This window comes from uncultured Thermus sp., from assembly GCF_938010445.1.
In the GTDB taxonomy this organism is placed as follows: Bacteria; Deinococcota; Deinococci; order Deinococcales; family Thermaceae; genus Thermus; species Thermus altitudinis.
Map to the genome: position 1 here is coordinate 1 of NZ_CALLUR010000168.1, position 10,906 is coordinate 10,906.

At 64.5% G+C, this 10,906-nt stretch carries 6 protein-coding genes and 1 pseudogene; 5 read left to right on the plus strand and 2 right to left on the minus strand.

Going from position 1 to position 10,906, the window contains the following annotated elements; genetic code table 11:
* Positions 1 to 130 (plus strand): annotated as a pseudogene (locus Q0693_RS09335) (DegV family protein); the annotation flags it as partial.
* A gap of 52 nt (positions 131 to 182) precedes the next feature.
* The gene (gene mfd, locus Q0693_RS09340; protein ID WP_298631135.1) at positions 183 to 3,125 is read left to right on the plus strand and encodes a transcription-repair coupling factor; all 2,943 of its coding nucleotides are present in this window, start codon (positions 183 to 185) and stop codon (positions 3,123 to 3,125) included.
* Here mfd and Q0693_RS09345 read toward each other — a convergent pair.
* Positions 3,122 to 3,673: a hypothetical protein gene (locus Q0693_RS09345; RefSeq protein WP_298631095.1), complete on the minus strand. Its 552-nt coding sequence runs from the start codon at positions 3,671 to 3,673 to the stop codon at positions 3,122 to 3,124. The two genes, mfd and Q0693_RS09345, sit on opposite strands and share 4 nt — an antisense overlap.
* A 12-nt stretch (positions 3,674 to 3,685) precedes the next feature.
* Entirely contained in the window at positions 3,686 to 5,035 is a 1,350-nt protein-coding gene (locus Q0693_RS09350; protein WP_298631097.1) for a hypothetical protein, read from the minus strand.
* Positions 5,036 to 5,134: 99 nt separating this feature from the next.
* Here Q0693_RS09350 and Q0693_RS09355 point away from each other — a divergent pair, with 99 nt between their 5' ends.
* The 3 genes from Q0693_RS09355 to Q0693_RS09365 are packed head-to-tail and all read left to right on the plus strand — an operon-like array spanning position 5,135 to position 10,375.
* A complete protein-coding gene (locus tag Q0693_RS09355) occupies positions 5,135 to 7,426 on the plus strand; it encodes a 3-hydroxyacyl-CoA dehydrogenase/enoyl-CoA hydratase family protein (RefSeq protein ID WP_298631099.1) in 2,292 nt (763 codons plus the stop codon).
* A 12-nt stretch (positions 7,427 to 7,438) separates the two neighbouring features.
* Positions 7,439 to 8,632 carry a thiolase family protein gene (locus tag Q0693_RS09360; RefSeq protein WP_298631100.1) on the plus strand — a complete coding sequence of 398 codons (1,194 nt, stop codon included), beginning with the start codon at positions 7,439 to 7,441 and terminating at the stop codon, positions 8,630 to 8,632.
* A gap of 9 nt (positions 8,633 to 8,641) precedes the next feature.
* Positions 8,642 to 10,375: an acyl-CoA dehydrogenase family protein gene (locus Q0693_RS09365; RefSeq protein WP_298631133.1), complete on the plus strand. Its 1,734-nt coding sequence runs from the start codon at positions 8,642 to 8,644 to the stop codon at positions 10,373 to 10,375.
* The last annotated feature ends 531 nt before the right edge of the window (positions 10,376 to 10,906 follow it).

Genomic DNA, 10,906 nt, shown 5'->3' on the forward strand with positions numbered 1-10,906 from the left:
CGAGGGCTTAAAGAAAAGCCTGGAGGGGGCTTTGCGCCTGGAAAAGGGGCGTATCACGCGAAGCGGGGCCACCATCGCCGCCAACGTGGGCCTCGGGGCTATAGCCATCCACGCCTACTCGCTAGAATAGGCAAAGGGTGCCCCTCCGGCCCCGGGGCCAGGGGGGCAGGGGTTTCTTGCCCATGGAGATCGCCCTGGAACGGGAACGCTACTACGGCCACCGCCTGGCTCTGCCTCAGGTGGTGGCGGCCTTGCTCTTTTCCCGTGAGAGGCCTCCGGCCGTTCTCTTGGCCCCGGAGGAGCGGTTGAGGCGCTACCGGGACCTTGGGGCCTTTGGGGGGCCCGTTTATGTGAACCCTGGCCTCGAGGCCTGGGAGGAGCGGGCTCTCTTCGTGTTTAGCTACGAGGAGGCCTTGGCTCCCTTTCCCCAGGACCCTTCTGCCTGGCGCCTGGTGCTGGAGGTGGGCCGGAGTTATCCCCGAGGGGAACTTTTGCACCGTCTCCTGCGGATGGGGTACGCCCGGGATGAGGATTACCGGGTGTTGGGGGAGGTTTTGGAGCTGGGCGAGGTGCGCTTGGAGTTCTTCGGGGATGAGCTGGAGCGCCTCCGGGTGGCCGGGGAGGAAAGGAGGCGGCACGTCCTATTGCCCAAACCGGGAAAGGCGGAAGGGTTCCCCTCCAGGAAGCTCCTTCACTTTCCCGGTCCCGTCTACCTGGACACCCCGGCCCTGGCCCCAAAGGAGCTTTGGCCCCTTTTAGAGGGGCGTCAGGTGGTGGCCCTAGGGGGTGGGGTGGAGCTTCCCCTCTGGGACCTGGGGGTGAAGCCCCTGGTTCCCTACCGGGGGAGCCTTAAGGCCTTGGAAAGGGACTTGGCCCGCTGGCTCGAGGAGGGGAGGCGGGTTAGCCTCTTCGTGGCCCACGAGCGTACCCTGGACTACCTGAAAAGGCGCCTTGCCCTCTTCCAACCCCAGGTGCTCCAGCGCTTTCCCGGACCCAAGGGCCAGCTTTCCCTGTTCTGGGGAGCCTTTGAGGGGGGAGCGGAGTGGGGGGAGGAGGTTCTGCTTACCGAGGCCTTGGTCTTTGCCACCGGAGCGGTGCGGGCTAGGGTGCGGGTGGGGGAGGGTCTTGCCGACCCCGGGGCCCTTTCGCCTGGGGATTTCCTCATCCACCCTGAGCACGGCGTGGGCCAGTACCTGGGGCTGGAAACCCGGGAGGTTTTGGGGGTTAGGCGGGACTACCTGGTCCTCCGCTACCAGGGGGAGGGAAGGCTCTACCTGCCGGTGGAGCACCTACCCCTTCTCAAGCGCCATCCCGGCACCACGGATGACCCTCCGGAGCTCTCCTCCCTGGGTAAAGGGGAGTGGCAGCGGCTCAAGGAAAAGGCCAGGAAGGATGTGGAGGAGCTGGCGGCAAGGCTCCTCGTGCTTCAGGCCAAGCGCAAGGCTACCCCGGGCCGGGCCTTCGCCCCCTTGCCGGAGTGGGATCCGCTGATAGAAAGGGGTTTTCCCCACCAGCTGACCCCGGATCAGAAGCAGGCCTTGGAGGAGGTCTTGCGAGACCTCGAGGCCCCTTTCCCCATGGACCGGCTCATCTCCGGGGACGTGGGCTTTGGCAAGACGGAGATCGCCCTAAGGGCCGCCCACCGGGTGGTGGGGCACGGGGCCCAGGTGGCCTTTTTGGTGCCCACCACCCTCTTGGCAGAACAGCACGGCAAGACCTTCCGGGAGCGCTTCGCTGGCCTTCCCGTGCGCATTGGCGTCCTTTCCCGCTTCACCCCGGCCAAGGAGGAGGAGGCCATCCTCAAGGGCCTCGAGGCGGGCACGGTGGACGTGGTCATCGGTACCCACCGCCTCCTCCAGCCCGACGTTCGCTTTAAGGACCTGGGGCTTCTCATCGTGGACGAGGAGCACCGCTTCGGCGTGGCCCAGAAGGAGCGGATCCGCGAGCTGAAGGCCGAGGTGGATACCCTTTACCTTTCCGCTACCCCCATTCCCCGCACCCTTTACTCCGCCTTGGTGGGCTTGAAGGATCTTTCCAGCATCAAGACCCCTCCTCCGGGCCGGAAGCCCATCCGCACCTTCCTCGCTCCCTTTGATCCCCTATTGGTACGGGAGGCCATCCTCCTGGAACTGGAAAGGGGAGGCAAGGTCTTTTACGTGCACGACCGGGTGGCCTCCATTGAGGCCAGGAGGCGCTACCTGGAAAATCTCGTGCCCGAGGCCCGCATCGGTGTGGTGCACGGCAAGATGCCGGAGGGACTAGTGGAGGAGACCATGCTCCTCTTTGCCGAGGGGGCCTACGATGTCCTTTTGGCCACCACCATTATTGAGTCGGGCCTGGATGTGGCCGAGGCCAATACCATCCTCATTGAGCGGGCCGATCGCCTGGGCCTGGCCACCTTGTACCAGCTTCGGGGCCGGGTGGGGCGGCGGGAGCAGGAGGCCTACGCCTACCTCTTCCATCCTCCAAGGCTTACAGAGGCAGCAGAAAAGCGCCTCAATGCCATCGCGGACCTCTCCGACCTGGGAAGCGGCCACCTCCTGGCGGAAAAGGACATGGAGATCCGGGGGGTGGGAAATCTCCTGGGTCCGGAACAACATGGGCATATCCGGGCCCTTTCTCTGGAGGTCTACAGCGAACTATTGGAGGAAGCCATCCGCAAACTTAAGGGGGAGGTCAAGGAGGAGAAGCGGCACGTGACCCTGGACCTGGGCCTTTCCGCACGGCTTCCTGCGGAGTATGTGGCGAGCCTCGAGGCCCGTAGCCGCTACTATAGCCGCTTGGCGGAGGCCAGGACCTTAGCGGAGGTTTCCCGCATCGCCAAGGAACTCAAGGAACGCTACGGCCCCCTTCCCGAAGAGGCGGAGAGCTTTTTGGCCTTGGCAAGGCTTCGCCTGGTGGCGGAGCGAAAAGGGGTGGTCTCCATCACCGAGGACCTCACCCACCTTCAGGTGACCTTCCCCCGCTGGCCCCTGGACTACGATGCCCGGGCCCTGAGGCAGCTTCCCTTCCGGGTGGAGCTCACCCAGTACCCCCCGGGCTTCCGCCTGGAGAAAAAAGGGCTAAAGCCCCGGGATTACCCCGAGGCTTTGCTGCAAACCCTTTACCTTTTTGCCGATGGCTAGGGGTTGGGGATCAGGTTGAAAAGCTTAAGCCTTAACACCACCTCAGCTTGGGTCAGGGTGTACTGGACCTTGCCCTCAGTTAGATCTAACCTGGCGCCAATGCGAAACCGGCCGCTTTGGATGAGGTCATAAGTTGGCGTGCCCGGTTGGATGTCTAGCTGGAGGGTGACGGTTTGCTCCTCCCCGGGGTTGAGGGTGACGGTTTGCTGGAGGGCAGCAAAATCCCCTCCCTGGCCGTCATAGAGGTTGGTATCGTTCCCGGGGCCTAGGCGGATTTCGAGGTCTGCCGTGCTGGTAAGGGTGCCGGTGTTCTTTAGGGTAAAGGCGAATGCGAACCGTCCGTCCACTAGGGCTTTGGCTTCGGGCACATCCACCGCTCGGCCTGCGGGGTGATCGGGAAACTGCGCTTGGGCGGTGGTCAGGTTGACCACGCCTTGGCGTTGGTCCTGAGGGATGAAGCTTAGGATATCTACCTCAAACCGATGGATGGTGTGGCCGCTACAGGCGGCCAGGGCCAGGGACACCAACAAAAGGGATACGCGTTTCACGGCTTGACCTCCTTAGAAACGCACCGCCATGGCGATGCCGTACACGGTTCCGCCCACCAAGGGGGCCTCGTGGGTGGTAAGGGCTAGGTCCAGGCTAAGGGCTTCCAGGTTAAAGCCGGCCCCCAGGCCAAAGCGCAAGCCACCCTCCAGCCCCACGCCCGTCCGGATGGCAACCCCACCCAGGTTGTATTCCGCACCTAGGTGGAAGGTGGGCGTGTTGGCGCCGAAACGGGTGTCCGCCGCCAGGAGCAACTCCCCTACTTCCAAAGGTAGGCGGTAGGCTCCGTTGAGGGTGAATATGGGTGCCGAGAAATCCCCTCTTTTGGTGGTGGCCGTGCGGCTAGTTTCCCTTCCGTCCACCACCGTTACCTCTACGCCGCTCCATTGGGTAAAGCCCAGGAGGTTCTGTACCCCTAGGCCAAAGGCCCAGTTTCCTCCGTCCACGGCTACACCCACATCCCCGCGGAGGCCGTAGCCAACCCCGCTACCCCCTTGACCCAGGGAGGCCTCCAAGAAGGAGGGATAACTTAGGAAGTAGCGGCTTTCGTAGCTAACGCCGCTTACGTTACCGTCCTGGTCAAAGGTGGGCCGGGCCTTAGCGGAGGCTTCCGCGTACCCTAGGCCGTAGAAGCCCTCGCCGCGCACGCCTGCATAGACCCGCCCCAGGCCAGGGATATCCGGAAGCGGGGTGGAGAACCCCAGGGCCAAACTTATTCCGGAGATGAAGGAGCCTTGGGCCTCGAGGGCACACGGGGAGGGCGTGCTGGCCTGGCAGCGGTGCAGGGAGCCCTCCTTCAAGGCCATCGCCAGATCCTGGTTGGGCGCCACTCGCACCCCTTGGGTGCCCGCAAAGGGGCCTACGGAGAGATAGGTTCCCGGCCCCAGGTCAAAGGAGAGGGGAAGGAGGGGTTGGGGGATAGAGGCCGTGGGCCTCTCGGCCACCACACCCGCTTGGAAGGACGGCATGAGGCTTCTCCCTTGCCCATCGGTGATGGACACCCCGCTAGCGCTTACCCGGAACACCACCTCGTCGGGGCTCCGGGCGGGGTTTATGAGGAAGCTCCCCAAGTGGCTGGCCTGATCGTAGGCGCTGAGAAGGTCAAACTGGTTGCGGAAGGCGTTGGGGTCCGTGAAGTAGGAGAAGGGGCTCGTGTCGGGAAACAGGGGTAGAAGGCGTAGGAGGCCTATGGGAAGCTGGAAGCCCTCCTGGTCCCACTTCCCGGGAAAGGCGGCATAGGCGGGGTTGGCCCCTTGTCCGCTGGGTCCTGGAAGGAGGACCCCACCCATACCCAAGCTCCGCACCCCCTGGGCCAGGCTTAGGCCTAGGAGGCTTGCTATAAGGAAGGCGGCGGTTCTTTTCATAACGACGACATTGTAACAGAGCAGTCTCTTGGGTCAAGAGACCCCTTTGACAAGTCCTCTATGCTGACGTAAACTTTGACTGAGTATAAGGAGGTGGCCATGATCAAGAAGGTAGGCGTGGTGGGCGCGGGGACCATGGGGAGCGGGATCGCCGCCTTAGTGGTGAGCGCCGGCATCCCGGTGGTCCTTTTGGACATTCCGGGCCAAGAGGACCGGAACGAGGTGGCAAAAAGGGGGCTGGAACGAGCCTTAAAAGCCAAGCCGGCCGCCTTTATGGACGCGGACTTGGCCCGCTATGTGGAGATCGGCAACACCGAGGACGACTTGGGGAAGCTGGCCGACTGCGACTGGGTGGTGGAGGCCATTATTGAGAAGCCCGAGCCTAAGCGGGCCCTTTATGAACGCCTCGAGGGCCTTCTCAAACCCACCGCCATCATCAGCTCCAACACCAGCGGCATCCCCATGCGGGTACTTCTTGAAGGCCGGTCCGAGGGTTTTCGCCGCCGCTTCTTGGGCACCCACTTCTTTAACCCGCCCCGCTATCTGCATCTGTTGGAACTGATCCCCACCCCTGAGACCGATCCTGGGGTGCTTGGGGAAATCCGCCGCTTTGGCGAGCGCATCCTGGGGAAGGGGACGGTGCTGGCCAAGGATTCGCCGGGCTTTATCGCCAACCGATTAGGGGTTTACGGCATGGTGCAGGCGGTGCGCCTCATGGAGAAGCACGGCCTTACCATCGACGAGGTGGATGCCCTCACCGGCCCCTTGCTGGGCCGCCCCAACTCCGCCACCTTCCGCACGGCTGACCTTACGGGTTTGGATGTACTGAAGCTGGTCACCGAGGAACTCGCCCAGGCCACAGGGGAGGACTTTGCTCTGCCGGAGTGGGTCTTGCGCCTGGTGGAGGAAGGGCGGCTTGGGGAAAAGACGGGGGCCGGGTTTTACAAGAGGGTGAACGGGGAGATCCACACCCTGGACTACCGCACCCTGGAGTACGCCCCCCGGGCCCAGGTGGAACTGCCCGAGCTTAGGGCCTTGCGGGACCTGCCCTTGGCGGAGAGGCTTCCCAAGGTTCTGGAGCTTCCCGGCAAATACGGGGCTTTCATGAGGGAGCTTTTCGCGCGTACGGCCCACTATACCCTGGAGAAGGCTCCCGAGATCGCCTACGACCTGGTGTCCGTGGACCAGGCCCTGGAGTGGGGGTTTGGCTGGGAAGAGGGGCCCTTTAAGAACATGGATGCCCTGGGCCTCGAGGGGCTAAGGCACCTTTTTGCCGAACATGCCCTTCCCGAGCCGGAGCTTCTTGGGAAGGCCCAGGGGAGCTTTTACCGGGACGGCACCTACCTGGGCTTTGATGGGGCCTACCACCCCCTGCCCAAGCGGGAGGGGGTTATTTCCCTAAAAGCCCTCAGGTCCGAGGGTAAGACCCTGCTGGAAAGCAAGGAAGCCGCCCTTTTGGACCTGGGGGACGGGGTCGCCCTTTTGGAGTTCCGCACCAAGATGAACGCCATCGGGGAGGGCGTGATCCGCATGCTCCAGAAGAGCCTGGAGTACGTGGAGGAGAAGGGCTATGTGGGCCTGGTGATGGGGAACGAAGACCCTAGGGCCTTCTCCGCCGGGGCCAACCTGGCCTTGATCCTCTCTTTGGCCCAGGAGGGGGACTGGGACGAGCTCTCCCTGGCGGTGCGGCAGTTCCAGAAGGCTTCCATGTCCTTGCGCTATAGCCCTTTCCCCGTGGTGGTGGCCCCCTTTGGCCTCACCTTGGGCGGCGGGGCGGAGTTCACCTTGCATGCCGATAGCGTGCAGGCCCATGCCGAGCTGTACATGGGCTTGGTGGAGGCTGGGGTGGGGCTCCTGCCGGCGGGGGGCGGCACCAAGGAGATGCTCCTCCGCTTCACCCAGGAGCTTGCCCCCTACGAGGAGGCCGATCCCTTTGAGGGGGTGAAGCGGGCCTTCAACCTCATCGCCTTGGCCAAGACCTCCACCAGTGCCCTCGAGGCCCGCAAAATGGGCTTCCTGAGGGACCGGGACCGGATCAGCATGAACCGGGACTTCCTCATCGCCGACGCCAAGAGGCGGGTCTTGGAGCTGGCCACGGACTACCGTCCCCCCCTGCCTCCCAGGATCCGGGTTTTGGGGAGCGAGGCCTTGGGCAACCTGCGCTATGCGGTCTGGGCCTTCCGGGAGGCAGGGGAGATCTCCGACCATGACCTGAAGATCGGCTTGGAGATCGCTAAGGTGCTTTCGGGTGGGGAGGGTCCGGCGCGGGAGGTTTCCGAATGGGACCTTCTGGACCTGGAGCGGGAGGCCTTCTTGAACCTCCTCGGGACCCGCAAAACCCAGGAGCGGATCGCCTACACCCTCAAGACGGGTAAACCCCTGAGGAACTGAAGAGGTGAAGCCATGCGGGAAGCGGTGATTGTAAGCGCAGTGCGGAGCCCCGTGGCCCGGGGCAAGAAGGACGGGGCCTTGGCCACCCTGCACCCCGTGGACCTGTCCGCCCAGGTGATGCGCTCGGCCCTGGAGCGGGTGGGGCTGGATCCCAAGGAACTGGAGGATGTCCTCTGGGGTTGCGCCATGCCCGAGGCAGCCCAGGGGTTGAATATTGCCCGGCTGGCCCTCCTAAGGGCGGGCTTTCCCGTGGAGGTGGCGGGGGCTACGATCAACCGCTTTTGCTCCAGCGGCCTGCAGACCATCGCCATGGCCGCCCAGGCGGTGATGACCGGGATGGCGGATGCGGTACTGGCCGGGGGCGTGGAGATGATGAGCCAGGTGCCCATGTCGGGCTACCACACCCGCCTGCACCCCGACCTCACCCCCACGGAGTGGACCCCCGAGGGCTACTCCACCTATATCGGCATGGGCTTTACCGCCGAGAGGGTGGCGGAGCGCTTTGGCATCAGCCGGGAGGACCAGGACCGCTGGGCGTTGCGTAGCCACCAAAGGGCGGCCCAGGCCTGGGCGGAGGGGCGGTTTACTGAGGTGGTGCCCATCCGCGTACCCCGGGTGCGCTACCAAGGCACCAAGAAGGTGGTGGAGGAAACCCTCTTTGAGCGGGACGAGACCGTGCGGCCCGAGACCTCCCTGGAGGCCTTGGCCAAGTTGCGGCCTGCCTTCAAAAAGGGTGGCACCGTGACCGCGGGCAATGCCAGCCCCTATTCCGACGGGGCCGCGGCGGTGGTGGTCATGAGCCGGGAGAAGGCGGAGGCCTTGGGCCTCAAGCCCCTGGCCCGTTTCCTCAGCTTTGCCGTAGCCGGGGTGGAGCCCGATGTGATGGGGATAGGCCCCATCAAGGCGGTGCCCAAGGCCCTGAAGCGGGCGGGCCTTTCCCTGGACCAGATTCACCTCATTGAGTTCAACGAGGCCTTTGCCGCCCAGGTGCTGGCGGTGATGCGCACCCTGGAAATGCCAGAGGAGAGGACCAACGTGAACGGCGGGGCCATCGCCCTGGGCCACCCCTTAGGGGCCACCGGGGCCAAGCTCACCGCCCAGCTCATCGCCGAGCTGGGGAAGCGGGGCGGAGGGTATGGCCTGGTGACCATGTGCATTGGCGGCGGCATGGGAGCCGCTGGGGTCTTTGAAGTCTATCCTGCTTAGGAGGGAGCCATGACCGAGGAGAGGAAGCTGTGGCAAAGGGGTGGGGGTTGGCTCTTGGAGACTCCGGAGCGCCTTTACACCCCCGAGGACTTTGACGAGAGCGTGAAGGAGATCGCCCGCACCACCCGCACCTTCGTGGAAAGGGAGGTGCTGCCCCTTCTGGAGCGCATGGAGCACGGGGAGCTTTCCCTCAACGTGCCCCTTATGCGCAAGGCGGGCGAGCTGGGGCTTCTAGGCATTGAGGTGCCCGAGGAGTACGGGGGGCTGGACCTGCCCAAGGTGATCTCCACGGTGGTGGCGGAGGAGCTTTCGGGAAGCGGGGGCTTTTCCGTCACCTACGGGGCCCATACCTCCATCGGTACCCTGCCCCTGGTCTACTTCGGCACCGAGGAGCAGAAGCGGAAATACCTTCCCAAGCTGGCAAGTGGGGAGTGGATCGCCGCCTACTGCCTTACGGAGCCGGGCTCGGGCTCCGATGCCTTGGCCGCCAAGACCCGGGCCACCCTTTCCCAGGATGGCAAGTACTACCTCCTGAACGGGGTGAAGCAGTGGATCTCCAACGCGGGCTTCGCCCAGCTCTTCACCGTCTTCGCCAAGGTGGACGGGGAGCACTTCACCGCCTTCTTGGTGGAGCGGGATACCCCGGGGCTTTCCTTCGGGCCCGAAGAGAAGAAGATGGGCATCAAGGCCTCCAGCACCCGCCAGGTGATCCTCGAGGACGCCAAGGTCCCGGTGGAAAACGTCCTGGGGGAGGTGGGCAAGGGCCACAAGATCGCTTTTAACGTCCTCAATGTGGGGCGCTACAAGCTGGGGGCAGGGGCGGTGGGCGGGGCCAAGAGGGCCTTGGAGCTTTCCGCCAAGTACGCCAAGGAACGGCACCAGTTTGGCCGGCCCATCGGGAGCTTTGGCCTGATCCAGGCGAAGCTTGGGGAGATGGCCAGCCGCATTTACGCCGCCGAAAGCGCCGTTTACCGCACCGTGGGCCTCATTGACGAGGCTCTCCTGGGCAAGAAGGGGGCGGAGGCGGTGATGGCCGGGATAGAGGAATATGCGGTGGAGGCCAGCATCATCAAGGTTCTGGGCTCCGAGGTGCTGGACTACGTGGTGGACGAGGGGGTGCAGATCCACGGCGGCTACGGGTACTCCCAGGAGTACCCCATTGAGAGGGCCTACCGCGACGCCCGCATCAACCGCATCTTTGAGGGTACCAACGAGATCAACCGCCTCCTCATTCCCGGCATGCTCCTGAGAAGGGCCCTTAAGGGGCAGCTCCCCCTTTTCCAGGCGGCCATGAGGCTGCAGAAGGAGCTTCTGGAGCCCAGCTTTGCGGAGCCTGAGGATCCGGAACTTCACCAGGTGGCAGGGCTTAAGAAGCTGGCCCTCATGGTGGCGGGTTTGGCGGCCCAGAAGTACGGAGAGAAGCTGGAGGAGGAGCAGGAGGTCTTGGGGACGGTAGCCGACGTCCTCATTGATGCCTATGCGGCAGAAAGCGCCCTCCTGAGGGCCCGTCGGCTTGGGGGCATCGCCGTGACCATGGCCCAGCTCTACCTCCTCCAGGCCCTGGACCGGGCCCAGGCGGGGGCGCTTTCCGTCCTGCCCCGGCTGGTGGAGGGGGACGAGGCCCGCGTGGTCTACTCCGCGGCCCGCAGGCTTACCAAGCACGAGCCCGTGGACCTGGTGGCCCTGAGGCGGGAGGTGGCGGGGAGGGTCCTCGAGGCCGAAGGTTACCCCATCCCCCGTTAGGGGCAAAGGGCCTTTCCCTGCCGGGGTCTAGCCCGGCAGGGGGCTTTATTGGGCCTGGGTGGGCCAACCCAGTTGGCTAAGTTAAGGGCATGCCGGTCCAGGTGAGCGTCACGGGGCCAAAACGCACCTTTCCCGCCTTCTAGCCCTGGTGGAGGCAGGGGGAGAGGTGGTCCTCATGCGGAGGGCAGGCCCGTGGCCCCAGGGGGGCCAGCCGGGCACCGCCAAGTGCACGGTCTGGCTAGCGGAGGGCTTTGACGCCCCTTTGCTGGAAGCGCTCCTGCTGGCCTTTGGAAGGCGAGGCTGCCACTGGATACCCATGCGTTTCTCCGCGGGGTCCTTGGAGACCCTGGGCCTTCACCGCTGGCCGAAGCCTCCGTCAAAGACAGGCGGAACTCCTTTGGTGAGCTATTCCAGGGCCAGCCGCCACTTGGGGCCCTCCTTGGTGTCCTCCACCACCACCCCGAGGGCTTTGAGCCTTTCCCGGATCAGGTCGCTTTTGGCGTAATCCTTGGCCCGCCGGGCCTCCTCCCT

Coding starts and splice junctions, on each gene's coding strand:
- mfd (WP_298631135.1), top strand. CDS start 183: ATGGAGATCGCCCTGGAACGGGAACGCTACTACGGCCACCGCCTGGCT.
- Q0693_RS09350 (WP_298631097.1), bottom strand. CDS start 5,035: ATGAAAAGAACCGCCGCCTTCCTTATAGCAAGCCTCCTAGGCCTAAGC.
- Q0693_RS09355 (WP_298631099.1), top strand. CDS start 5,135: ATGATCAAGAAGGTAGGCGTGGTGGGCGCGGGGACCATGGGGAGCGGG.
- Q0693_RS09360 (WP_298631100.1), top strand. CDS start 7,439: ATGCGGGAAGCGGTGATTGTAAGCGCAGTGCGGAGCCCCGTGGCCCGG.
- Q0693_RS09365 (WP_298631133.1), top strand. CDS start 8,642: ATGACCGAGGAGAGGAAGCTGTGGCAAAGGGGTGGGGGTTGGCTCTTG.